The 24,139-nt window shown below is 63.2% G+C and carries 23 protein-coding genes and 1 pseudogene; 13 read left to right on the top strand and 11 right to left on the bottom strand.

Going from position 1 to position 24,139, the window contains the following annotated elements:
• Window positions 1-19: 19 nt before the first annotated feature.
• Window positions 20-1,234 carry a hypothetical protein gene (locus ABR948_RS05545; protein WP_428114445.1) on the bottom strand — a complete coding sequence of 405 codons (1,215 nt, stop codon included), beginning with the start codon at window positions 1,232-1,234 and terminating at the stop codon, window positions 20-22.
• Between the two features lie 75 nt (window positions 1,235-1,309).
• On the opposite strand from ABR948_RS05545, the gene ABR948_RS05540 reads away from it, so the two are divergent.
• Complete coding sequence (locus ABR948_RS05540) at window positions 1,310-2,503, top strand: MFS transporter (protein WP_428114444.1); 1,194 nt, start codon at window positions 1,310-1,312, stop codon at window positions 2,501-2,503.
• 75 nt (window positions 2,504-2,578) lie between these two features.
• On the top strand, window positions 2,579-3,052 hold the full coding sequence (locus ABR948_RS05535) for a GNAT family N-acetyltransferase (RefSeq protein ID WP_428114443.1): 474 nt from the start codon (window positions 2,579-2,581) through the stop codon (window positions 3,050-3,052).
• A 100-nt stretch (window positions 3,053-3,152) separates the two neighbouring features.
• Here ABR948_RS05535 and dgcA read toward each other — a convergent pair whose 3' ends face one another.
• Entirely contained in the window at window positions 3,153-4,148 is a 996-nt protein-coding gene (gene dgcA, locus ABR948_RS05530; protein ID WP_428114442.1) for an N-acetyl-D-Glu racemase DgcA, read from the bottom strand.
• 161 nt (window positions 4,149-4,309) lie between these two features.
• On the opposite strand from dgcA, the gene ABR948_RS05525 reads away from it, so the two are divergent.
• The 3 genes from ABR948_RS05525 to ABR948_RS05515 are packed head-to-tail and all read left to right on the top strand — an operon-like array spanning window position 4,310 to window position 7,118.
• Entirely contained in the window at window positions 4,310-5,443 is a 1,134-nt protein-coding gene (locus tag ABR948_RS05525; protein WP_428114441.1) for an ABC transporter permease, read from the top strand.
• Window positions 5,444-5,445: 2 nt separating this feature from the next.
• A complete protein-coding gene (locus tag ABR948_RS05520; RefSeq protein ID WP_428114440.1) occupies window positions 5,446-6,216 on the top strand; it encodes an ABC transporter ATP-binding protein in 771 nt (256 codons plus the stop codon).
• A gap of 29 nt (window positions 6,217-6,245) precedes the next feature.
• Window positions 6,246-7,118 carry an MlaD family protein gene (locus ABR948_RS05515; protein WP_428114439.1) on the top strand — a complete coding sequence of 291 codons (873 nt, stop codon included), beginning with the start codon at window positions 6,246-6,248 and terminating at the stop codon, window positions 7,116-7,118.
• Window positions 7,119-7,135: 17 nt separating this feature from the next.
• Here ABR948_RS05515 and ABR948_RS05510 read toward each other — a convergent pair whose 3' ends face one another.
• From ABR948_RS05510 to ABR948_RS05500, 3 genes and pseudogenes are all read right to left on the bottom strand, one after another.
• Entirely contained in the window at window positions 7,136-7,615 is a 480-nt protein-coding gene (locus ABR948_RS05510; RefSeq protein WP_428114438.1) for a hypothetical protein, read from the bottom strand.
• 133 nt (window positions 7,616-7,748) lie between these two features.
• Window positions 7,749-12,736 (bottom strand): annotated as a pseudogene (locus ABR948_RS05505) (apolipoprotein A-IV repeat region-like domain-containing protein).
• Between the two features lie 242 nt (window positions 12,737-12,978).
• The gene (locus tag ABR948_RS05500) at window positions 12,979-13,161 is read right to left on the bottom strand and encodes a hypothetical protein (protein WP_428114437.1); all 183 of its coding nucleotides are present in this window, start codon (window positions 13,159-13,161) and stop codon (window positions 12,979-12,981) included.
• Between ABR948_RS05500 and ABR948_RS05495 the strand changes: the two genes are divergently transcribed.
• Window positions 13,150-13,527, top strand: coding sequence for an Hpt domain-containing protein (locus ABR948_RS05495; RefSeq protein ID WP_428114436.1), 378 nt, complete (start codon window positions 13,150-13,152; stop codon window positions 13,525-13,527). The two genes, ABR948_RS05500 and ABR948_RS05495, sit on opposite strands and share 12 nt — an antisense overlap.
• A 118-nt stretch (window positions 13,528-13,645) precedes the next feature.
• On the top strand, window positions 13,646-13,966 hold the full coding sequence (locus tag ABR948_RS05490; RefSeq protein ID WP_428114435.1) for a 2Fe-2S iron-sulfur cluster-binding protein: 321 nt from the start codon (window positions 13,646-13,648) through the stop codon (window positions 13,964-13,966).
• Window positions 13,967-14,004: 38 nt separating this feature from the next.
• Here ABR948_RS05490 and ABR948_RS05485 read toward each other — a convergent pair whose 3' ends face one another.
• Window positions 14,005-14,460: an acyl-CoA thioesterase gene (locus ABR948_RS05485; RefSeq protein WP_428114434.1), complete on the bottom strand. Its 456-nt coding sequence runs from the start codon at window positions 14,458-14,460 to the stop codon at window positions 14,005-14,007.
• A gap of 156 nt (window positions 14,461-14,616) precedes the next feature.
• On the opposite strand from ABR948_RS05485, the gene ABR948_RS05480 reads away from it, so the two are divergent.
• Both ABR948_RS05480 and ABR948_RS05475 read left to right on the top strand, forming a co-directional pair.
• Window positions 14,617-15,645 carry an NAD(P)/FAD-dependent oxidoreductase gene (locus tag ABR948_RS05480; protein ID WP_428114433.1) on the top strand — a complete coding sequence of 343 codons (1,029 nt, stop codon included), beginning with the start codon at window positions 14,617-14,619 and terminating at the stop codon, window positions 15,643-15,645.
• Window positions 15,646-15,832: 187 nt separating this feature from the next.
• Complete coding sequence (locus ABR948_RS05475; RefSeq protein ID WP_428114432.1) at window positions 15,833-16,396, top strand: DUF2147 domain-containing protein; 564 nt, start codon at window positions 15,833-15,835, stop codon at window positions 16,394-16,396.
• A gap of 77 nt (window positions 16,397-16,473) precedes the next feature.
• Here ABR948_RS05475 and ABR948_RS05470 read toward each other — a convergent pair whose 3' ends face one another.
• Entirely contained in the window at window positions 16,474-17,565 is a 1,092-nt protein-coding gene (locus ABR948_RS05470; RefSeq protein WP_428114431.1) for a lysylphosphatidylglycerol synthase transmembrane domain-containing protein, read from the bottom strand.
• A 455-nt stretch (window positions 17,566-18,020) separates the two neighbouring features.
• On the opposite strand from ABR948_RS05470, the gene ABR948_RS05465 reads away from it, so the two are divergent.
• The 3 genes from ABR948_RS05465 to ABR948_RS05455 all read left to right on the top strand — a co-directional run bounded on the left by ABR948_RS05465 (window position 18,021) and on the right by ABR948_RS05455 (window position 21,313).
• Window positions 18,021-18,527 (top strand): YciE/YciF ferroxidase family protein, encoded by a 507-nt coding sequence (locus ABR948_RS05465; protein WP_428114430.1) that lies wholly within the window; start codon window positions 18,021-18,023, stop codon window positions 18,525-18,527.
• 269 nt (window positions 18,528-18,796) lie between these two features.
• Window positions 18,797-19,744, top strand: coding sequence for an acyl-CoA desaturase (locus ABR948_RS05460; protein ID WP_428114429.1), 948 nt, complete (start codon window positions 18,797-18,799; stop codon window positions 19,742-19,744).
• Window positions 19,745-19,870: 126 nt separating this feature from the next.
• A complete protein-coding gene (locus ABR948_RS05455) occupies window positions 19,871-21,313 on the top strand; it encodes an MFS transporter (protein WP_428114428.1) in 1,443 nt (480 codons plus the stop codon).
• 38 nt (window positions 21,314-21,351) lie between these two features.
• On the opposite strand, the gene ABR948_RS05450 is transcribed toward ABR948_RS05455, so the two are convergent.
• Window positions 21,352-21,786: a hypothetical protein gene (locus ABR948_RS05450; protein ID WP_428114427.1), complete on the bottom strand. Its 435-nt coding sequence runs from the start codon at window positions 21,784-21,786 to the stop codon at window positions 21,352-21,354.
• A 117-nt stretch (window positions 21,787-21,903) separates the two neighbouring features.
• Here ABR948_RS05450 and ABR948_RS05445 point away from each other — a divergent pair, with 117 nt between their 5' ends.
• On the top strand, window positions 21,904-22,512 hold the full coding sequence (locus tag ABR948_RS05445; protein WP_428114426.1) for a hypothetical protein: 609 nt from the start codon (window positions 21,904-21,906) through the stop codon (window positions 22,510-22,512).
• 3 nt (window positions 22,513-22,515) lie between these two features.
• On the opposite strand, the gene ABR948_RS05440 is transcribed toward ABR948_RS05445, so the two are convergent.
• The 3 genes from ABR948_RS05440 to ABR948_RS05430 form a co-directional block, all read right to left on the bottom strand.
• Window positions 22,516-22,980 carry a hypothetical protein gene (locus ABR948_RS05440; protein WP_428114425.1) on the bottom strand — a complete coding sequence of 155 codons (465 nt, stop codon included), beginning with the start codon at window positions 22,978-22,980 and terminating at the stop codon, window positions 22,516-22,518.
• A 34-nt stretch (window positions 22,981-23,014) separates the two neighbouring features.
• Complete coding sequence (locus ABR948_RS05435) at window positions 23,015-23,440, bottom strand: universal stress protein (RefSeq protein WP_428114452.1); 426 nt, start codon at window positions 23,438-23,440, stop codon at window positions 23,015-23,017.
• Window positions 23,441-23,504: 64 nt separating this feature from the next.
• Window positions 23,505-24,047 carry a SixA phosphatase family protein gene (locus ABR948_RS05430; protein ID WP_428114424.1) on the bottom strand — a complete coding sequence of 181 codons (543 nt, stop codon included), beginning with the start codon at window positions 24,045-24,047 and terminating at the stop codon, window positions 23,505-23,507.
• Window positions 24,048-24,139 lie beyond the last annotated feature (92 nt).

Here is a 24,139-nt window from a genome sequence, read left to right as displayed (position 1 = left end):
TCCCTGCGCCTTCAAGTCCTCATGAAAAGAACGCGATCTTCTCGGCCTGACTCATGCGCCGGATCGGCGCCAGCGGATCGGGCCTCGATGCCGCGGGCCCTCGCACGATTCCGCTCGCGATCAGGCTGGAGCCGAGGGAGGGTTCGAGTGAAGGTTCAAGGGAAGTTTCAAGCGACGGTTCCGGCGCAACTTGAACGGCCGGCGCACTGACCGGCTCAGGCCTCTCGGCGACGATGATGGGTTCAGCCGGCGGGAGCGCTGCGGCCTCGATTTCATAAGTCTCGTCGTCGGCGGGATCGTCGACGTCAGCCGGGTCTGGCGCGGCCATTTCAAGCGCAACCATGTCCAGCACCGCATTGTCATGGGCGTCCGCGGCTTCGGCGGTAATATCGACTGTTTCGGACGACAGCTCCGCGACCTCCGCCATCGCTTCGCCAGCTTCGGCCGTGACCTCTGCGGTCTCAGCGGTTGGCACGATCGGGTCAGCCGCCATGGCCGGGATGCTCATCGCCGCTTCGGCATCGTTCGCCGTGTCCGCCGCCTGTACCGTGTCGTCGGCGGCCGCAGGCGATTCATCACGCGCAGCCGGGAACGGCGATGAGGCCGTTTCTTCGGCGGCGCGCGCGACAGCAGGTTCTTCGGCGGCTTGCGGCACGGAGGGGACAGCCTGCTTGGCCGGCTGTGGAACCACCGTATCGCTGTCGTCGAATGACTTGATCCGTTCCTCGATCAGCTCGAAGGCCTCGCTCAAGGCGGCCTTGGGGTCGTTCGCGGATATTTTTCCGCAGGCCGCTTCAATGGCCCCGATCTGGGAATCGATCAGGTCGCAAATCCGCGCGTCGGCGCCGATTTCCCGCAGTCGCCATGCGATCTCCCGGATCACCCGGGCACCCTTGCGGGCGGGCGCCAGATTTTCCTCCACGGCAAGATCGTCGAGCGCCGCCGCGGCTACGGTTCTGGCCTCGGCGAGCGAGGCCTTGATCGCGGCCAGCGCCTCGGCGAGCCCGCTGTCGGGCACCGGATTTTTCTGGGCGGCGATGGCTCCCTCGATTCGCGCCACCGCATCGAGCACCATCCTGGTGTCGGCGTTGCGGTTGCGCTTGGCATACTCGCCGAGAAACCAGCGGCCCCGCGAAGTCTCCATGAAAGCTTCGCTGATCGCGTTGTAGTCCTCCTCGCGCGGCTGGGTCGCGCGCGCGGAGATCGGTGACAGGGCGAAAGCTTCGTCGGCCATGATAAACTCATCGCGCAAATCATCGCGCGTTACGCTAACGATCATCACGATATCGAACGAATCGCAATTGAATTGATGCCAGGCGAATCACAAATCCCCATCGCTGATGCGCCGACACTGAGGCGATTCGCGACCAGCCTGGCGCTGTTTTACGGCGCCATGTTCGCATTGATCGGCGCCTATATGCCGTTTTTCCCGGTCTGGCTCGGGGCGGTCGGGATCGATGCGTCGTGGATCGGGATCATCACCGCCGTTCCCGCGGTGACGCGATTCACGGTTTTGCCGCTCATTACCAGCCTTGCCGAGAGGCATGGGTCGCTGCATCGCGCGATGATCGTCACGGCGGTCATGACGGCGCTCGGGTTTGCGGTGGTCGGAACCCAGCATCAGGCGCTCTTTGTGTTCCTCGCCTTCACCGCCACCGCCTGCATGTGGAGCCCGATTCTGCCGCTGACGGATGCCTATGCGCTGCGCGGCGTGGTGCGATATGGCCTCAAATACGGGCCGCTGCGGTTGTGGGGCTCAGCCGCCTTCGTGGTGGGTGCGCTGGCCTGCGGGCTCCTGGTCGATGTGATCGCGGCCCCGCACCTGATCTGGGTGATTGCGGCCCTGGCCGCGCTCAGTGCCGCCGTCAGCTTCGGATTAAAGCCGCAGGACAACCCAAAGCCCCCACCGGGGGCGCTGCACGGGGCGACCAGGTTGCTGCGTGAACCGGGTTTTCTTGTGATCATCCTGACCTCCGCGCTGATTCAGGGCAGTCACGCCGCCTTCTACAACTTCGCTTCCATCACCTGGCAGCTATCCGGGCTTGGCGGGCTGACGATTGCCGGGCTGTGGGTGCTGGGGGTGCTGGCCGAGATCGTGGTGTTTGCGCTGTCGCCGCGCTTCACGTTGCCGCCTTCGGCATTGGTGGTGATCGGGGCGCTCTGCGCGGTGGTGCGCTGGCTGATCACCGCGCAGCAACCTGATATCGCGGTGCTCGCGGTGGTCCAGCTGGCGCACGGGCTGAGCTTCGGGCTGACCCAGCTCGGCACCATGGGACTGCTGGTGCGCCATGTGCCCGTCCACATGATGGCGAGAGGGCAGGGGTATTTCACTGCCTGTTCCGGCATCGTCGCCGGCGCCGCCTCGATCCTGTCCGGCGCGGTCTATGCCCGATACGGGCAGGGCGTCTACTACGTCATGTCCGTCATGGCGCTGTCAGGCGCGATCCTGATGTGGCTGGCGCAGCGTCATGGCGTTTTCGAGCGAAAGCCTGCCCCGCTCTAAATGCTTGAAAAACGCCGACTGCGCCGACAACCTCAATCCCATCAGACATCCATCCGGAGAATTGTGGTAGACATCATGTCCGACAAAACCGTTTCCGACTTTCGCATTCGGCGGGCTGAGTTTGACGACCTGCTGAAAATCGTTGAATTGCTTGCCGATGACGACCTTGGCAAGTTACGGGAAGACGCAGGCCAACCCTTAAATTCAAACTATGCAAGCGCATTTAATGCCATCGATGCCGACCCTCATCAGTTACTGGTCGTCGTCGAGGATGCGGGCGGAATCGTTGGCTGTTTGCAGCTGAGCTTTATTCCCGGACTTTCGCGTTTGGGGTTGCTTCGCGGGCAAATCGAAAGCGTGCGTATTGCGTCGGCAAAACGCGACCGCGGGATTGGACGATTTATGCTGGAATGGGCACTCGAGGAGTGTCGCCGTCGCGGTTGCGGTCTGGTTCAGCTGACGACCGACAAAGCGCGCCCGGAGGCTTTGAAATTTTACCAATCCCTGGGCTTCCGGGCCAGCCATGAGGGACTGAAGCTGGCGATCTGACGCTTCTGACGCTAATGAGTCTGGACCTTTTGAGTCTGGACCCTGGATGCGGGGTGGAACCGGTTCACACGAAGCTCTAAAAAAAATCGAGGCTTCTGGATCACCCCCAAAGCGCCGGCTCCGGCGGATAGACCAGGCTGCCGTCGTAGCGCAGTCCGTCATCGCGGTCGCGTGCCAGCAGCAGGGGACCGTCGAGATCGACGAAGCGGGCCTGCCCCGTTAGCAGCATCGCCGGCGCCATCGCCAGCGACGTCGCGACCATGCAGCCGATCATGATTTCGAAGCCAAGCGCGTGCGCCGCATCCGCCATCGCCAGCGCCTCGGTCAGTCCGCCTGTTTTGTCGAGCTTGATATTGACGGCATCGTAGCGTTCGCGCAGGCCCTCCAGCGAGACGCGATCATGCACGCTCTCGTCGGCGCAGACCGCCAGCGGCCTGCGGATGCGCGCCAGCGCCTCGTCCTGGCCGGCCGGCAGCGGCTGCTCGACCAGCGTGACCCCGGCTTCGGCGCATTTGGCGAGATTCCTTTCGAGATTTTTCGATGTCCAGGCCTCATTGGCATCGACGATGAGTTCGGATTCGGGCGCCGATTTGCGCACCGCCGCGATTCGCTTCCCATCGCCGTCGCCGCCGAGCTTGATCTTGAGCAGCGGGCGGTGCGCAGCCTTGGCGGTCGCCGTGGCCATCGCCTCCGGCGATCCCAATGAGATCGTATAGGCGGTGGTGCAGGCCCGCGGGGCGGGGCGTCCGAGCAGGTCCCAGGCACGCCGGCCGCTGATCTTGGCCTCCAGATCCAGCAAGGCACAATCCAGCGCATTGCGGGCGGCGCCAGCCGGCATGGCCGCCTGCAAAGCCTGCCTGTCGAGCCCGCGCCCAAGCGGGTCCTGCATCGACAACAGGGCGGCCAGGGTGGCGTCCGGGGTCTCGCCATAGCGAGGATAGGGGACGCATTCGCCGTGACCGATATGGCCGTCGCGGGCGACCTGCGCCACCACCGTCACCGCCTCGGTCTTGGCGCCCCGGCTGATGGTAAAGCTGCCGGCGATCGGCCAGCGCTCGATTCGGGCGGCAAGCGCTGTCGATTTGCTGGAAGTCATTTTAATATCTGGCAATTTCTGAACCGTATGCTTGCCCGGCGCAACCAAGTATGGCTGGTTAGATGGATGGCCGGTTAGGGGTGTATCCTACAAGGTAGCGGCGGCGTTGTTGGATTTTCCTGCGCGATGAACACGCGAAAATCGACACAGGAGTTGGCATCGTGAAGGGCGACCCGACATTGGAGCGGATTGCACAGGGCAACGGGCTTGCGCTGTGCGCGGCCGGTTCGTGGACGGCCCGCTTTGCGCCGGTGCTTGAGCCGATGGTGGCCGAGGCCGAGAAGCTTACCGGAAGCCGGCCCAATATCTTCATCGATGTGTCGCAAGTCTCCAAACTCGACACTTTCGGGGCCTGGTTGATCGAGCGGCTTCGCCGCAGCCTGACCCAGGGCGGCGTGGAGGCCAAGATCGCCGGGCTTTCGGCCAATTATTCAAGCCTGGTCGACGAGGTGCGCCGGGTGAAGTCCGCGCCCGCCGCCGATACGACGTCGGTGACGATTACGGGGATACTGGATCAGATCGGCCGCAACATGGTCGGCTTCGGCACCACGATCGTCGGACTGATCGACATGCTCGGCGCCGTGCTGGCCGCGGGCGCGCGGGTCTTGATCCATCCGTCGGGTTTCCGCCTGACATCGACCGTGCATCATCTCGAGCAGGTATGCTGGCGCGCGGTACCGATCGTGGCGCTGATCACATTCCTGATCGGCTGCATCATCTCCCAGCAGGGCATTTTTCATTTCCGCCAGTTTGGTGCCGATATCTTCGTCGTCGACATGCTGGGCGTGCTGGTGCTGCGCGAAATCGGCGTGCTCTTGGTGGCGATCATGGTCGCGGGCCGCTCGGGCAGCGCCTATACCGCCGAACTCGGTTCGATGAAGATGCGCGAGGAGATCGACGCGCTGCGCACCATGGGTTTCGACCCGATCGAGGTTCTGATCCTGCCGCGGTTGCTGGCGCTGGTCATCGCGCTGCCGATCCTCGCCTTCCTCGGCGCCATGGCGGCGCTGGTCGGCGGTGGCCTGGTGGCGTGGGGCTATGGCGGGGTCGATCCCGAAGCGTTCATGCTGCGGCTGCGCGACGCCATCTCGATCGATCACTTCACCGTCGGCCTCATCAAGGCGCCGGTGATGGCGGCGGTGATCGGGATCGTCGCCTGCGTCGAGGGGCTCGCGGTCGAGGGCAGCGCCGAATCGCTCGGCCAGCACACCACCTCATCGGTGGTGCAGGGAATTTTCTTCGTCATCGTCATGGACGGCGTGTTCGCGATCTTTTTCGCGTCGATCGGAATGTGACGATGGCGCCTGAAATCTCCGATGCCATTATCCGGGTGCGCGATATCTCGGTGCAGTTCGGCTCGACCAAGGTCCTGGACGGGCTCAATCTCGACGTCAAGCGCGGTGAGATTCTGGGCTTCGTCGGTCCTTCCGGCGCCGGCAAGTCGGTGCTGACGCGCACCATCATCGGACTGGTTCCCAAGATCAGCGGGCGCATCGAGGTGTTCGGGGTCGATCTCGACGCCGCGGATGCCGCGGCACGGCGCGGCGTCGAGCGGCGCTGGGGGATCCTGTTCCAGCAGGGCGCGTTGTTTTCCTCGCTGAGCGTGCGGCAGAACATCCAGTTCCCGGTGCGCGAATATCTCAAGGTCTCGCAGCGACTGCTCGACGAGATCACGATGGCCAAGCTCGGCATGGTGGGGCTGCGGCCGGAAGTCGCCGATCGCTTTCCCTCGGAACTCTCGGGCGGCATGATCAAGCGCGTGGCCCTGGCGCGCGCGCTCGCGCTCGATCCCGAACTGGTATTCCTGGATGAACCGACCTCGGGCCTCGATCCGATCGGCGCCGGCGACTTCGACGAACTGGTCCGGACCCTGCAGCGCACTTTGGGCCTGACCGTTTTCATGGTAACCCACGATCTGGACAGCCTTTATACTGCTTGTGACCGTATCGCCGTTTTAGGGAACGGTAAGATCATTGCCGCAGGATCGATGGCCGACATGCAGGCCTCGCAGCATCCCTGGTTGAGGGCCTATTTCCACGGCAAGCGCGCCCGCGCAGTCATGGGCTAGCACATTTAGTCGGTATCGGAGTTGGTTTGATGGAAACGCGGGCAAGCTTCGTTCTGATCGGAACGTTCACGTTGGCCGTGATTGCCGCGGCGTTTGGCTTTGTGCTGTGGTTCCAGAGCCTCCACACCACCAAGGCCCGCAGCCCGCTGCGCGTGATCTTCGAGGGTCCGGCGACCGGCCTGCGCAATGGCGGCAGCGTGAATTTCAACGGTATCCGGGTAGGAGAAGTGATTTCCGTCAAGCTCGACAACCCGCGTCGTGTGGTCGCACTCGCCATGATCGAGAACAACGCACCGCTGCGCAAGGACACGCTGGTCGGGCTCGAATTCCAGGGATTGACCGGGGTCGCTGCGATCTCGCTGAAGGGCGGCGAGGAGGCCGCGCCCGCGGTTCCCCTGGACGAGGATGGCGTTCCCGTGCTCACGGCCGATCCGAACGCGCTGCAGGACGTCACCGAGGCGATCCGGGGGACGCTGCAGAACATCAACCGAGTGGTCGCCGACAATCAGCAGGCGGTGAAAAACGCCCTGAAGAATCTCGAGACCTTCACCGCGTCGCTGGCGCGCAATTCCGACAAGATCGACGACGTGATGCTCAAAGTCGATGGCGTGATGGGGAAGGCCGACAATTTGATGCTGGGCCTCAATACGCTGGCCGGCGGCAGGGACGGTGGCGAGCTGTTCCTGGCGGTGAAATCGATCCGCGAACTGGCCGAGGATTTCGACAAGCGCTCGGGCGCGCTGATGACCGACGGCCGCCGCACGCTCGGCGATATCAGCCGCGCGGTGAACAATCTCGACCGCAACCCGACCCGCCTGCTGTTCGGTGCGGGCGGTTCAACCGCGCCCGCCGCGGCCTCGGCCTCGGTGCCCGTGCCGGCAGGCGAGAAGAAGCGGCCGTAAGTGAGCTGGTGGCGCGGCTAAAGGGACACAGTTAGCTTGTCTATAAGCTCCCAAGCCCCGCTGTTTTGATCGCGACAACCCAAGTTGAATTTCACGTCTGCTGTTGCCACGCGTCGGCTTCCAATGACTCTTAAATTGCGATCAAGAAGCGCGAATAGACTTACGTCGAAGGGTTCCGTCTCAGTTTCGAAAGAAACAAATGCCACGTCATCTTTTGATTTCGTATCGACAAGGAAACTGTTTTTTTCGTATGAGTTAATTCGACGGTCGTAATCCGGCACAGGAAGAAATGTTCTTGCTTCTTCGGCAAATTCGATCGTTCCGATTACAATCGATCGATATATTGCTTCGCAGATTTGATCCCAGTCATCATAAGAATCTGGCGCCCTCCATTGCATGTGGGCACGCTCGGCGATCGGAACCAAACCACGTATTGCATCGCCAAACAGTCTAACCAATTCGTCTATCGATGTTATCCAGTTCGCCGGTGGTGTCATGATTCACATTGGTATTTCTGGCGCAGGTTCAATGCCTACGTAATGTGGACGGTCAGTATATTGTGTTGTCCGCCCAAAAACAAAAACGGAGGCATCGCTGCCTCCGTTTCTTTAATCGCGATCAGCTTGAGCCTTACCCCAGCCGTCCCGCCGCATGCGCCAGCAGGGTATAGACCATCCCCGTCTCCGAGGTCAGGTGGCTGCGCAGCACCGCGGGGCCGCGCTCGTCGCGCGCAACCTCGTCGAGCAGGCGCTCGAACTCGGTGATGTAGCGGTCGACCGTCTGCTTGAAGTTGCGGTCAGAGCGGTATTTGCGGGCGACTTCGTCGAAGGCCTTCTGGCCGGCCGGCGTGTAGAGCCGCTTGGTGAAGGCCTTGCTCTCGCCGCGCTGATAGCGATCCCACATTTCGGCGGCGAGATTGCGATCCATCAGGCGGCCGATGTCGAGCGACAGCGACTCCAGCGGGTTGCCGCTGGTGGCCGGTTGGGCGGGGCGGCTGCGCGGGATGTCCCGGTTGCCGGCGCCGGCAGGCGTGCTGCCATCGGTGCGGTTCAACAGATCGGAAAGCCATCCGTCGCGGCCCTGGTCGGAACTGGCCGGCGAAACCGGCGGGGCTTCGGTGCGGCGCGAGGCCGGCATCCCCAGATCCGGCGGCGGCAAAGTCGAGGCGCTGCCGCCGTCACGCATGCGCGGGGGCGCGGAGCGCGACTCGCCGCGTCCGCCGGCGGTGGCCAGCATCGGCTCTTCCTCGCGCTGAATGCTCGAGCGGCTCGTGGTCACGACGTCAAGGCCATGGCCATGGCGTGCGACGATCCGGTTCAATTCAGCCAGCGCCTCGATCTGGTCGACGATGACCTTGCGCATCTGCGCGGTGTTTTCCGCGGCTTCCTGCGGCATTTCCAGCACGCCGCGGCGAAGCTCGTTGCGGGTGGCTTCCAGTTCCAGATGCATTTCCGAAGCCATATGCTTCATGCTCTGGACCATGGTGGCAAAGCGCTCGGCGGATTGCTTGAACATCCCGTCGGCTTCCTGCGTGCTCTGCTGGTACGTTCGTGTTCGGCCGCGGCGCGAACCGCTTCGAACTGATGGGTGATGGCGGCTGAACCCGCGCCTGCGGTTTCCGCCACCACGCGGGCGATATCGCGCGCGCGCTCTTCGGCGGCGGCCAGCGATTCATCGAGCAGGCCGGTGAAGCGTGACAGCCGCTGATCGAGATCGGTGGTTCGCAGGTCAATCGTGGTCACCAGCGATTCCAGCACCGCCTTGCGTTCGGCGACGGAGGCGGTGGTGCTGCGGTTGCTTTGCTCGACCACGGCCGCGGCTTCGACCAGGGTCTTGCCGTGGCTTTCGAACTCGCTGGAAAGCGTGCCGAGGTTCTCCAGGGCCTGCGTGGTCTTCGAGTTGAAGACGCTCAACTGGTCTTCCAGCGTCTGGGTCGCCGCCCCGTTGCGCGAGGTGACGTCGTTCATGGCGGACACGAAGTCGGCCACCCGGGTCACCAGAGCCCGCTCCAGCGAATTGAGGTTGTCATGGGCGCCGGTGAGCACTTCCTGCAGCAGGATGTTGCCTTCACGCAGCCGCTCGAACAGGGCCACCGTGTCGGTGCGCAGGATCTTGCTGGTTTCCTGCATCTCCGTCACCGCCGCGATCGAGACCTGACGCGACTGGTCGATCGCCGCGCGCGAGGACTGCTCGAGCTCCTTCAGCGACTTGTTGACGGCACCCGTCGCCAGTTCGCCGGCGGAAGTGATGGTCCGCGCGACGTCGGAGCCGTTGCTCAGCATCGATTGCGAGAAGCTCTGTCCGCGGGTTTCGATCGATTTCAGCGCCTCCGATGTCACGCGGTCGATATCGATGGTGAGCTGGTTGGTCTTTGAGCCGATGGCTTCGACCAGCGATCCGCGCTTGCCGTCGATCATCTGCGAGAGACGATCGGTCTGCTGCTGCACATAGTTGACGATTTCGTCGGCCTTGCCGGTCATGGTCGAGCTGAAAGCGCCGCTGGCGGCGAGAACCGAGCGTTCGACTTCCGTGGAGGTCGACTTGACCTTCGAACTGACTTCGTTCGAGGCCGCGACCAGGGCGTTCTGCGCGTTGACGGCGCTGGTCGCGATATTGTCGGTGGTCTTGGCGGTCACGGCAGAGAGCGAGCGCTCGATCTCCGTCGAGATCACCCTGATCTGGCTGGCGGCGTCGGCTGACGTTGCGGTCAGCGAATGCTGGGCTTCCCGCGCGCTGTTCAGGATTGACGTGGCGGTATCCGCACCGACCGCGCTCAGCGTGCGTTCCACATCGATGGCCAGCGACTTGACGTGATTGGAGGCGTCCGACGATGCCGTGACCAGCGTGGTCTGGGCCTCGCGTGCACCGGCGACGATCGATTCGGCGGTGGAACTTCCCGCAATCGACAATGACCGTTCGATATCGGCGGCCAGCGATTTGACCTGGTTGGCGGCATCCGCGGAAGCCGTGACCAGGGTGGTCTGCGCTTCACGCGCGCCCGAGACAATCGAGCCGGCGGTTGCAGAGCCGGCGGCCGAGAGCGTTCGTTCGATATCGGCCGACAACGACTTGATCTGGTTGGCGGCATCGCTGGAGGCCGTCACAAGGCTGGCCTGGGCGTCGCGGGCGCTGGTCAAAATCGCGTTCGCCGAACTGCTGCCGACCGCGGTGAGGGCGCGCTCGACTTCCGCCGAGGTCAGCTTCAGCTGGGCGCCGACGTCGGAAGAAACCGTCAGCAGCGACTGCTGCGCCACGCGGGCGCCGGTCTGAATGGTTTCGCTGGTATTGACCACAAGGTTGGTCAGCGAGCGTTCCGCATCCTCGACATGGGACTTGATCCCGAGCGACAGCTCCTCGGCGCGGGCCATCAGGCCGTCGCTGGCTTGCCGCCCGCTGCTCTCGATGCGGCCGGCCACGGCTTCGATGCGCGAACCCAGCAGGTCTTCGAACTGCGCGACGCGGGTGTCGATATCGGACGCCACCGCGCCGACCCGGGTTTCGATGCCCTGATGGATTTCCTGGAACCGCGCCGTGATGGTGTCGGTCAGCTGGTCGCTGCGACCGTTGATGGTCTCGGTCACATTGGCGATGCGCCGATCGACCGCGTCGACCGCCTGTGCGGTGCCGTCGGTCAGCGAGGAGGTGAGCAAAGTGAGGCGCGAGTCGATCGAGTGGATCGCCTGCGCGGCACCGTCGGTCAGCGACGAAGTCAGTGATCCCAAACGGTTGTCGATGGTATCGGTGACCGATTTCGCGCGCGTATCGAAGGTCAGTTCCAGCGATTTGAGCCGGCCGTCGATCGATTCATCGAAGGATTTGATCTTGCTGTCGAGCGAGGTATCGAGATTGGCGACGCGGGTTCCGAGCGTGGTCTCGAATTGCACGAGGCGCTGGTCCAGCGAGGCGGTGATCTCGCCGCCATTCGAAGTCAGGCGGGTGTCGAAAGTGTCGACATAGGTCTTGAGCGATTCGGCGATGTCCTGGGTGCGCTGACCCATGCGATCGACGATTTCACCGCCGAAGGTTTTGACGGTGCGGTCGAATTCCGAGATATGGCGGGTGATCAGGGCACCGAGGGTGCCGCTGTCGCGGGCAAACTTTTCGACCAGTTCGCCGCCCTGGTTCTTCACCAGTTCGTCGAAGGCGCTCATCTGCAGGCTGAGCGAGTCGTGGGCGTTTTCGGTCTGGCTGACGACCTTCGCGACCAGCGAATTCACCGTCACGTCGAGCGCATCGCTGGCCTTGTCGCCAGAGGTCATGATTCGGGTCGCGAGGCGATTGCCGGCTTCGTCGATCTTGCTGACGAGATCGCCGCTGCGCAGCTCAAGTTCCAGAAGCAGGGAGTCGCTGGAATTCTTCAGCGAGTCGTGGACCTGTTCGGTGCGGTCGGAAATCCCGTCGACGATGGTGGACGAGCGCTGCTCGAATTCGGTGGTGATGCGGTCGATCCGCTCGTTCAACATCTCGTGCACGCGGTCGGCCAGTTCGACGAACTCGTCATGGACATGACCGGTCTTGAAATTCAGGCTGGTGGTGAGGCGCTCGCTGGCGTCGAGCACGGCGCGCGTGGTCTCCGCGCTGGCTTCCTCGAGCCGGTCGAGCAGGTCGCCGCCGCGTTCGCCGAGCGCGAGGATCATGTTGTCGCCGGCATTGCCGAGCGCCGTGGTGATGTGGCCGCCGCGTTCTTCCAGCGCGCCGGTGATGCTCTTGGCCACTTCATCGACGCGCGAGGCGATCGCGTCCGATATCAGCGCGATATCATGGCGCAGGTCGATCTGCACGCCGGAGATGGCGCTGCGGACCTGCTCGGCCTGTCCGACCAGATTGTCGCGCTGATGGGCGATATCCTGCAGCAGAGCGCGGATCCGCACTTCATTGTCGCTATAGGCGCGTTCGAGCGCTGAGACTTCATTGGCGACCAGGGTTTCAAGTTCGCCGGCGCGCGCGATGGCGCGCTCCACGCCGTCGCCCATCGCCGCGACTTCGCGGCGGATCGCCTGGCCGACCGTCACCATCGAGTCGCTGGCAGCGCCCTCGGGCTCCGAAAAACGGATCGCGACCTGCGCCATCGACTGCGCGATCATCCGCAATTCCTGGCCGCGCCAGGACAGGCTCGCCAGAAAATAAAACAGCAATACCGGCGCGAAAAACAAGGCCGCAAGTCCGCCCAGCACCAGGGTGCCGCCGGCGCCCTGACCGATCGCGGCCTGTAACGACGGCAGGAAGCTGACAGTCAGAAGGCCGGCGCCGAGAATCCAGACCCCGGCAAAAAGCGTGGCCAGCGTATAGACGTTGCGGGCCGGCCGGCCCTTCTGGATGGCCTGCAGAATCTGCCCGATGGTTTCGCGGTCGTCATTGGCGGCGCGGCGGGACGAGCGCGGCTCTTCGATGGGTTCGAAGATCGGCCGATCATTGCTCGGCCGGGTGTCGAAGGCAGGCTCGTTGTAAGAAGGCTCATTGTAAGAAGGTGTCGCGGACGAATTTATCGGCGCCGGTTCGCCGCGCATCGAATTGCGCGTGTTGTCGGCCGCGGGCGCATCGCTGATGTTCAGGGCTTCCTGAATGGCAGAAAGCGCGACTTCGGTAGGGTCTTTGACCTTTTTGGGATTGTTCGCCATGTTCAGTCTGAGCCCTCGTTTTACTTTATACGCATCTTATTTTTTTACGCGTCCCGGAAGAGAGCTGCGCGAATGCCCCCGCTGGTTCGCAACAGATGACATACCTTGCGCGGTGCCAAAGCGCAGTCGTCCGCCAGCTTGTCCGCTACGTCCGGAAACATCCTATTGGCTAGGCGGCACGAATGAAATGGCTGCGATTAATACAATCTTAATCATCGTTAACAGCGCGACGCCGTAAGGCCTTACAGGTCCTCGAAATTCGCCTGCGCCTTGCTTAATTGGGGCAACTCTTCGCCGAAAAAACGGCGAACTTGCGGCAAATGCGCGAAACGTTCCGTTAACCATTCCCGTGATTGGCTGGCCGAAACTTCGCTGTCGGATCGATCAAGCGGGGCCAATTTTGGATAACCGTCATGTCGCTTCATCTGGAACGGATTGCCTGGATGCCATCGCCGCCACTCGCTCCCGATGACGGTCCGATCGATATCGACCATCTTCATCGCATGACGCTTGGCGATGCCAGCCTCGAGCGCGAAGTGCTGGCGATGTTTTCGGCCCAGGCGGCCAGCCTGGTCGCTGCTCTCGCGGCCTTGCCCGCGGATGCGGGGGCGCTGGCCCATACCCTGAAGGGGTCGGCGCGCGCGATCGGTGCGTTCGGCGTCGCCGATGCCGCCGGTGGTCTGGAAACCCTGATCCAGCGCGGCGGCGATCCGGCGCCGGCGCTCGCCGAACTCGGCGATGCCGTCGCAGCGGCCCGCCTGGCGATCGATGCGATGCTGCGCCGGTCCTGATCCGACCGCAAACGCGCGGCAAAACAACGCTCAGGATTTCATTCCGGCCGCTGGCGCAGAGCGGATCGACCCGTTATAGGACAATCCGGACCTCTCTCATCCGGCAGCACGAGCAATCATGGCCAAGATTCACTTTGTCGACCATACCGGCGAAACCCGCATCATTGACGTCGAAAACGGCGCCACCGTGATGGAAGCGGCGATCCGCAACGCGATCCCGGGCATCGAGGCCGAATGCGGCGGCGCCTGCGCCTGCGCGACCTGCCATGTCTATGTCGACGAGGCCTGGCGCGAAAAGGTCGGGGCCCCGTCCCCGATGGAAGAGGACATGCTGGATTTCGGCTTCGATGTGCGGCCGAATTCGCGGTTGTCGTGCCAGATCAAGGTCAGTGACGAACTCGACGGTCTCGTGGTCTCGACGCCGGAGCGGCAAGCCTAGCTCGGGCAGGCCTGGAGCCAGATCGAGCCTCGCGTCTGCTAGGTACCGTCGACGCCCTGACGCAGCCAGCGCTGGAAATTCCCGAGGATCTCAGGCGTCAGAGGTGTGGGTTTGCGCGTGGTCTCGTCGATCAGCACCGTGACCGATTGCGCCGACGCCACGCATTTTCCCTCCGAAAACACCACCTGATCGAAGGTCACCGACGTTCGGCCGAATTTGGAAACCCCGAGCCCCATCTCGATCTGGCCTGGCCAGCGCAGTTCGGCGCGGAAATGGATATCGAGCCGCACCATGATCCAGGCCAGGCCCACCGGCATCAACCCGTAGCTGCGGTCCTTCATCAGGGTGACGCGGCCGGTTTCGAAATAGGTCGCATAAACCGCGTTGTTGACGTGCTGATTGGGATCGAGATCGGCAAAGCGCACATTGTCGGATAGCCGGTAGGGGAAGTCTTCAAGCCGCGGCGTTGAATCGAGACGGGCAGGGGCGTTCACGAGATGATCTCCTTGTTTTCCCAAGCATACAGCGCAGTTGTCGAGCGGCGGCAAGGGGTTGCCGCGGTCACCGGGGCCATATTATGGCTTTCCTCGCTGCCTTGGCTTGGCTAGACAGGCGCAGCCTGCCGACATGTCCAACCGAAAAGAAGCGATATGAGCGAAGCGATCAAAACCGATGTGCTGATTATTGGCGCGGGCCCGTGCGGGCTGTTTGCCGTTTTCGAACTGGGTCTGCTCGATATGAAGGTGCATCTTGTCGACATTCTCGACAAGATCGGCGGCCAGTGCGCCGAGCTGTACCCGGAAAAGCCGATCTACGACATTCCGGGCATCCCCTTCGTCACGGGCCAGGGCCTGACCGAAGCGCTGATGGAGCAGATCAAGCCGTTCAATCCAACCTTCCACCTCAACGAAATGGTGGAGTCGATCGAGAAAATCGGCGACCCCGGCTTTCGCGTCACCACCGATGCCGGCCAGGTGTTCGAGTGCAAGGTGGTGGTGATCTCCGCCGGCGGCGGTTCATTCCAGCCGAAACGCCCGCCGGTGCCGGGCATCGAAGCCTATGAAGGCAGTTCGGTGTTCTACGCGGTGCGCAAGATGGAGCAGTTCCGCGACAAGGATCTGCTGATTGTCGGCGGCGGCGATTCCGCGCTGGACTGGACGCTCAATTTGCACCCGATCGCCAAGCGCGTGACGCTGCTGCACCGGCGTGACGATTTCCGCGCCGCCCCTCACAGCGTCGAACAGATGCGCGCGCTGGTGGCTTCCGGGAAACTGGATTTGAAGATCGGTCAGGTCACGGCCCTCGAAGGCGAGGGCGGCAAGCTTGCCGGCGCCACCGTCAAAGGCAACGACAACGCCATCTCGAAGATCTCGTGCGACACCATGCTGCCGTTCTTCGGCCTGACCATGAAGCTCGGTCCGGTTGCGAATTGGGGCATCGCGCTTGAGAACAATTTGGTGCCGGTCGAGACCTCGGCCTTTGAGACCAGCGTGCCCGGCATCTTCGCGATCGGCGACATCAACACCTATCCCGGCAAGCTGAAGCTGATCCTGTGCGGCTTCCATGAGGGATCGCTGATGGCCCAGAAGGCGCACCGCTACGTCTATCCGGACAAGCGGCTGGTGTTCCAGTACACGACATCGTCCTCAAGCCTGCAGAAGAAGCTCGGGGTCAATTGAGCGACGCGACCGGCACGGCTTATCTGTTGCGACACATTTGTGGCAATGCCGGGCCGTCGCAGAACACCGCTTGATATCCGGAGCGGGGCACTGGAACCGCCGGCGAAATGGCCGTAATCTCCGCCATCGATGGGCTGATCAGGTGGTGATGACGATGTGGAATGCTGGATCCAGATTGCGACCGACGATGCCGATCGTGACCGGTCTCGCCATGCTGCTTGTCGCAGTGCTTCCGGGGCGAGCGGCCGACGTCACTGCCGCGGGGCTGTGGCAGAAGACCGAAGACGGCAAGCCGGTGGTGTGGGTTCTGGTGGTGGATCATCACGACGGCATGTTCGAAGGCGTGATCGCCAAAACCTTTCCGTTCGATCCGAACGAGATTTGCTCGAAATGCACCGACGACCGCAAGAATGCGCAGGTCGCCGGCATTTCCTTTATCCGCAACATGAAGCGCAACGGCCTCGAATATGAGGGCGGCAACGTGCTGGATCCGCGTGACGGCGAGGTCTGGAAAGCCAAGATGAGCGTCAGTCCCGACGGGCAGGCGCTGACGCTGCGCGGCTACGTCCTGACGCCGCTGCTTGGCAAAAACGAAACCTGGCAACGGCTGCCGGACACCGAGCTTGCCTCGGTCGATCCCGCCATCGTGGCCAAATATCTGCCGGCCCCGGCCCCCCCGGCGATCAAGCCGCCGCCCGCCAACGCGAAAAAAGCCGCCACGCCCGCTACGCCCGTCACACCCGCGCGCTAAGGCAGAGCTCCGCTAAATTCGGATCATCATGACTTTATCATTATGCCTTCGACGTCACCGCTGAGGCCGGCGGCGGGTCAGCGCTGCTGCGACTTCAGCACCTTCACCGGGCGGCGCGGCGTGGGTGCGGTGGCGGAAGCCGGGGCGGTGGTGGAGGCCGTATAAGCCTCGCTCAGCCTGCGGCGCGCCTGCCAGGGCAGCACCACGCTGAGCCAGAGCTCGCGGGCGCCCATGATGGAAATCGCGATGCCGAAGGGGATCATGAAGTACAGGATTCGAAATACCACCAGCGTGGCCAGCAATTGTTCCCTGCCGAACTCCGGCAGCGCCACCAGCATCGCGGCGTCGAATACGCCGATGGAGCCCGGGGCATGGCTGGCGAAGCCGAGCAGGGTCGCCAGAATGAACACCACCGCCAGCGAAATGAAATCGATGTCCGGCTGCATCGGCATCAGCAAATACATGGCCAGCGCGCAGAATCCGAGATCGACCACGCCGATCAGGATCTGCACCAGCGTCAGCGGTGCCGAGGGCAACATCACCTTCCAGCCGTTCTGCCCGAGTTCGCGCCGGCTGTCGCCCAAAGTGAGCCAGACAAAATAGGCGACGATGGCGGCGATGGCGCCGAGCGCAATCAGCCGGTTGATCGCGGGGGGCAGTTGGTCCATCGCCGAGGCGGCCCAGGGGTGTAAGGCCATGCCGATGCCGAGCACGAAGGTGTTGCCGAGCCAGAAGGTCAGGCCGGAGAGAAAGCAGACCTTGGCGACATCGACGGCGCTTAGGCCATAGTCCGAATAGATCCGGAAACGGATCGCACCGCCGGTGAATACGGTGGCGCCGATGTTGTGGCCGATCGAATAGCTGGTGAAGCTCGACAGGGCGGCGATCCGGTAGGGCACGTGCTTCTTGCCGATCGTCCGCAGCGCGAAGAAATCATAGAATGTCAGCGTACAGAACGCGCCGATCACGCACAGCCCGGCGAGCACGATGCGATGGGGGGAGATCTCGGTCAGCGCGATCAGGATCACGCCGGTGTCGACGCCCTTGAGGGTATGGACCAGCGTCGTGATCGCAAAGGCGATGATGAGGAGGCTCGCGGCAATCCCGAGCCGTTTCCAGCCGATCCGCTCCTTGAAGCCACGCCCGAGCGTGGTCAGCAGTCGATGCATTCTTCCTCCCGGCAGGGCGGCAACCATTTGCAGGCCTTTCCGAAGCGATCATTGGCTGGCAGCCGCCGATGGCTCCGGAACGAAGACCCATAAGCCAAAAACGTCCCGTTGTGCAGTCCTTGACAACGCGAGCTTGGGCCCCGGATCAGCGCGACCGTCCCCCACTCCTACATAGGGCCGCGCCGTGCCGGAATCGAGTCTTGATGGGGCCGTGATCGGTCCGTGACTTGGCCTTGACGTGACTTGGCCTTGATCGCGCCTCGATCGGACCTTGGGTCTTGTTCTGGCTGCGTTCCACCGCGGCCGATGTCGCGATTCCGCGCCCGTGTTTTCAACCCATGGCAGGAACAACCGCGCGGCCTGTCGGTTAGCGCTGCATCAGCCATCGAACATGTCTGCGTGCCGGCGATCAACGGGCCGTGCAGTTGTGTTCCCGAACCAAAGAAGGACTCGCGATGGGACTCTTCACCAAGGACATCAAGACCATGAACGACCTGTTCGTGCATCAGCTGCAGGACATCTATTATGCCGAAAAGCAACTCGTGAAGGCGCTGCCGAAAATGGCCGAGAAGGCTACTGACAGGCAGCTTAAGCAGGGTTTTCTGAGCCATCTCGAAGAAACCAAAACGCATGTGCAGCGCCTCGAACAGGTGTTCCAGATGCAGGGTATCGAGGTGAAGGCGGTCGACTGTCCGGCGATCGACGGCATCATCAGGGAAGCGGACGAGGTCGCCGGCGAGGTCGCGGACAGGTCGGTGCTGGATGCGGCGCTGATCAACGCCGGCCAGGCCGCAGAGCACTACGAGATCACGCGCTATGGCAGCCTGATCGCGTGGGCCAAGCAGCTCGGCCGCAACGATTGCGCCAGCGTTCTGCAGAAGACCCTCGATGAGGAAAAGGCGACCGACAGGAAGCTGACCACGCTGGCGGAGAGCAGGATCAATCTTCGCGCGGCCAGCTGATCTCTCGGGTTCAGCTGGATTGGGTTCCAGCTGGATTGGGTTTAGCGGGATTGGTTCAGCAGGATTGAGACAAAACGTCGCGCGGGCAGTGTCCGCGCGGCGTTTTGCGTCGGTGAAGGGAGGGGCAGGTCCCCGGGGCAGGAAGCCCATAATAGCTCCAAATCCGCCTTGAAAATCCGCCTTGGCCCGGTAATTCCGCAACATTCCGTGCGGGGATTGGCCAAAAGCGGTGTACAACCCCTGCTCACATCGCAAGGCAGGGTCAATTGATGAACGAAATCGGCCACGCCGACGCGGCTGTCGTGGCTTACCGCGCGCAGTCCCTGCCGCTTCCGATCGGCGTCAGCCAACGCCGGATCAATTGGCGGTACGCTTTCGCGGTCGGATCCTATCACCTGCTTGCCTTGCTGGCGTTGCTGCCCTGGTTCTTCAGCCGGACCGGCGCCGCGCTCGCGGTGATCGGGGTCTACGTCTTCGGCGCCGCCGGCATCAACCTTTGCTATCACCGGCTGCTGAGCCACCGCAGCTTCAGCTGCCCGCTGTGGCTGGAGCATAGTTTTGCAATCATCGCGGTCTGCTGCGTCGAGGATACACCCGCGCGCTGGGTGGCCACGCATCGCCTGCACCATCACCGCGCCGACGATCGGGCGGACCCGCACAGTCCGCTGGTCAACCTGTTCTGGTCCTATATCGGCTGGCTGTTTCTCGAAAACACCGACCTTCGCCGCGGCGTGGCCTATGACCGCTATGCGCGTGACATCATCCGCGACAAATTCTATCGATGGATCGAGCGCGCCGTGGTGTGGATCACGCTGGCGCAGTCGCTGGTGTATTTTGCCGCGGGCTTTGTGATCGAACTGGCGCTTGGCGGGACCAGCGGCGAGGCGCTGCAATTCGGCGCCAGCCTGTGGCTCTGGGGCGTCGTGGTCCGAACCGTGCTGGTCTGGCACGTGACGTGGTGCGGAAATTCGTTTCCGCATCTGTTCGGGTATCGCAACTACGAGACCGACGACAACAGCCGCAACAACGCGCTGGTGGCGATCATCACCAGCGGCGAGGGCTGGCACAACAATCACCATGCCGACCCCAACTCCGCCTCCAATCAGCGGCACTGGTGGGAAATCGACCTGACCTATCTGCTGCTGCGTTTGCTGGTTTTGCTCGGGCTCGCCTGGGACGTGCAATTGCCGAAACGCCCGGGCTCAGTCGGCGTCTGACGCAAACTTGTGTCCCACGAAAGCGGTCCGTGATCCCGCTTCGCATGGATACTTCGATGGTGGTCGAAGCGTTTGTCTGCAACGGAAACATTTATCCCGCGTTGGTTCCTCGAATTGAGGTAACCCATGCGAAGCACTTCCCTTAAGTTCCGATCATTGCCGGATGCGCGCGTGACGTCCGGTTCGGGACCGAAACCGGCGCGTTCGAGCCTCTCAACGTCGCTGACGCTCGCGGCCATGAGTCTCGGCTACGGCGTGGTCCAGCTCGACGTCACCATCGTCAACACCGCCCTCGACAGCATCGGCACGTCGTTGGGCGGCGGCGTTTCCGAGCTGCAATGGGTTGTCAGCTCCTACACGATCGCCTTTGCCGCCTTCATCCTCACGGCGGGCGCGCTGGGCGACCGCATCGGCGCCAAGCGGGTTTTCATGGCGGGTTTCGCCATCTTCACGGCCGCGTCGGTTGGATGCGCGCTGGCGCCCAACGCGGTCATCCTGATCGGGGCAAGAGCTGTCCAGGGACTTGGTGCGGCCACCCTGGTCCCCAACTCCCTTGCTTTGCTGAGCCACGCCTATCCGGATGAAAAGCAGCGCGGCCGCGCGGTGGGAATTTGGGCCGCGGGCGCCAGCTTTGCACTGATCTCCGGGCCGCTGCTTGGCGGCGCGCTCATCGCGCTGGTCGGCTGGCGGTCAATCTTCCTCGTCAATCTGCCGATCGGCCTTGCCGGCCTGTGGCTGAGCTGGCGCTATGCCAGCGAAACCACACGGTCGCCGCAACGCGAGATCGACCTGCCGGGCCAGATCGCGGCGATCGCGGCACTCGGTTGTCTCGCCGGTGCGATCATCGAAGGCGGTACGCTCGGCTGGGGCAATGCTTTCGTGATTGCGGGCTTTGCCGCATCGGCGGTGCTGGCGATCCTGTTCGTTTGGCAGGAGCGGCGCGCGCCGCAACCGATGCTGCCGCTGTCGCTGTTCGGACATCGGCTGTTCGCGCTGACGTCGCTGGTCGGCCTTCTCGTCAACATCGCCTTCTACGGACTGATCTTTGTCTTCAGCCTGTATTTCCAGCGCGTCAACGGATTGTCGCCGTTGGCGACCGGCCTTGCGTTTCTTCCGATGATGGGTGCGGTGCTGCCGGTCAATCTCGTCGCCGCGCGTGTGGCCGAACGCATCGGCGCACCAGCGGCGATCGCGGTCGGCGCTGCGCTGTCGGCGCTCGGATGTCTTGCGCTAATTGGAATTGAGCGCGGCACCAGCTACTGGGAAATCTGGGCGCAATTGACGGTCATTGGCGGCGGCCTTGGTTTGCTGGTGCCGCCGCTGACGTCAACGCTGCTGGGAAGCGTCGAAAAGTCGCGCTCGGGCATTGCCGCCGGCGTACTCAACGCGACCCGGCAAACCGGCAGCGTGCTGGGTGTCGCGCTGTTCGGCTCATTGGTCGGCCAGTCGAGCACTTTCATGACGGGCGCGCATCAATCGCTGATCATCTCGGCATGCCTTCTGCTCGCAGCGGGAGCGGCGATCTGGCGCGGCGCTTCATCCCCGGAGGCGGATACCGCGGGGCGATAGGGGCTGCGGTCTTGTCAGGTTCTCAAGCCTTGTTAGGTTCAAGCCTTGCGCAGCGCAAAATGCGCGCCGCAGAACGCCATCGCCGCGCCAAGGCACAGCGCCGCCAATCCCGCCAGCACGCCCGAGATGGTCGGGACCGGGCTCGGCGCCGAGGCGGCCTGGCCGGCGCCCGCCAGCACCAGCACGCCGACCGCGATCAGGAACTGGCGCATCCGCTGCGGAATTTGTCCCGATACCGCGCTGTCCATCAGCGTCGCGGTGAAATAGCCCCCGCTGAAACCGACCGTCGCGATCAGCCACCAGGCGATCGCCGAGCCCGCCGGCATGAATTGGCGGGTATCGGATCGCCACAACCCGCCGAGATCGAGCCCGAAGCGGGCGCCGAGCATGTGCACGGCAAGCGCCAGCAGCACGCCGGAAATCATGGCGCCGGCGAGGATCAGGCGGCGGGGAAAATAAGTCGTCTCGGCCATGCTGCGCTTGTAAGATAAAGTCGGCGACGCACGCAAGCCGACACGCGATCTGGCATGCGCCGCCCTGAGCGGGTTCATCGGATTGCCCAAGTGATTACCTGAGGGATTGTCTAAGGATTGTCCAAGCCATTGCAAAACCCGGCAACGACAGCGGCGGACGGCGCGCCCGGCACCCGTTACGCCTACAAGGCCTCGCTGATCGGCGCGGCGCATCTGTTCGAGCTGACCGACGCAGGCTTGTCATGGCGGATCGCCGGCAAATCCGCGGTGTGGCCTTACGCCGATATCAGCGCTATCCGGTTGTCGTACCGGCCGGTGTCGATGCAGTCGCGCCGGTTTCGCGCCGACATCGGCCATACCGACGGCGCACGCATCACCATTCTCTCGACCTCCTGGCAGAGCGCGGCCCTGATGGCGCCACAGGACCAGGACTATCGCCTGTTCATCACGGCGCTGCATGCGCGGATGGCACTGGCCGCGAGCCAAGCTAAACTGGCCGGTGGTCTGACGCCGCGGATCTATGCTTGCGCGATTGGCCTATTGACGCTGGTCGCGATGGCGATATCCGGACTTCTGGTTCGCGCCCTCGCCACCGGTGAATTCGCCGGCGCCTTGTTTCTGGTCGGCTTCACTGCCTTGTTCGCGTGGCAGGTCGGTGGCTTCGTCCGGCGCAACCGGCCGCTGGCGTATTCGTTCGATCACTTGCCGAAGGCGTTACTGCCGTAAGTGTCACGCGGTCGCCCACGCACCCCATGCCGCTCCAAAGCCTCGGCCCTCGTCGGATGGATCGGACAGGCGAGGTTTGGTCGGGCGTGCCGGGTTGCGCCGTTCACGCAGCCTGCTGATGGCTGTGATCGAGCGATCGATCGCGGCTCGCATCACGCGGATCGCAAACCGGGCCAACCGCGCTGCGAGATGCAGCGCATCCAGAAAGTGCTCTCTGCCGGCGGCGAGCCGGAGAATCACGACGAATTCCAGATACGTCAGTGTGTCGCCGGCGAACAGGAACGCCAGCTCAATCGGTACGGTCTGGACAAAGGCCATCACCAGCAGCGCGATGGCGACAAATTCCAGCACCCGCCGGACGGTAAGCCCAGAGAGAAAATCGGCGAACTGCACCACCAGCACGTCCCAGAGCGCGTCACCGAAGGCCAATGGAATTTCGTAGCTCCATTTCCGCCACCAGTTTTTCACCGCGGACCTCCGTTGTTCGATCTGAGCAAATTAGTTAGTGCCGCACCACCAGCACCGAGCATTTGGCATAGCGCACGACATGGCCGGCATTGGAGCCGAGAAAATAGGTTCGCATCGCCGGCCGGTGCGAGGTCATCACGATCAGATCGGCCTTGATCGCCGCGGCCTCTTCGAGGATCTCGTGATAGATGCCGCCTTGCCGGACCACGCTGGAGATGCGCGCGGCATCGATGCCGGATTCGCGCGCCACGATGGCCAGCGCCTCCTCGGAGGTCTGGCGCTGCTGGACGTCGAAATCGGGGGGCACATATTCCGCCAGCATCACCGGCGTCATCGGCAACACGTTCAGAAGGCGCACCGAGCCGCTCCAGGTTTGCGACAGCGTCGCCGCTGTCGCAATCGCGGGTTTCGCCAGATCGGTATCGGCAAGATCAAGCGGCACGAGAATGGAGTTGAACACCTGCGCCTCCCTGTTCGGCATCAGCCTAGCATAAATTGACGGCTCGGTTCCGGCGGATCATGCGCTAGTCGTCGGAACCCTGCTTGAGCAATTTCGGGCTCAGGAACTGCACCAGCCGTCCGCGGCGGAATGCCACATCTGCCCAGTCGTCGACCGCGAAGTCGAACACCGCCAGGCCCGATGTCGGCAGATTTTCGCCGAGCGCCTTGTGACCGGCGGCATGGCCGCCGCCGGTCAGCGCGAGTGCCAGTTCATGCATGCCCGGATTGTGGCCGACCACCATCAGCCGCTGCGGATCGGCCGCGGAGGCCGAGTGGATGATTTGCAGGAGCCGCGACGGATCGGCACCATAGAGTTCCGGCAGGGTTTCCACCTGCGGCTGCGGCACCAGGCGTTTCATCGCCTCCCAGGCGATTTCCCAGGTCTGACGCGCCCGGATCGCGGTCGAAACCAGCACGGAATCGGGGACAGGCGGGTGTCGGCCGATCCAGCCGCCGATCTCGGCGGCGTCGCGCCGGCCACGGTCGTCGAGCCGGCGGTCCTGATCGCGGCCGCTCGGTGCGTCGGTTTCGGTCTTGGCATGACGCAGCAGCAGCAAACGGCGCATGGCGCGATCTCGATTCGTTTCAAGCCTGCCGATTAATGTACAAGCCAGCTTTCAGGACAAGGTGACAAGCGCCTGATCGGTCCGTAAGAAAA

The sequence above is a fragment of the Bradyrhizobium sp. genome (assembly GCF_050014615.1).
Lineage (GTDB): Bacteria > Pseudomonadota > Alphaproteobacteria > Rhizobiales > Xanthobacteraceae > Bradyrhizobium.
This window is presented reverse-complemented; position numbering and strand designations above follow the sequence as displayed.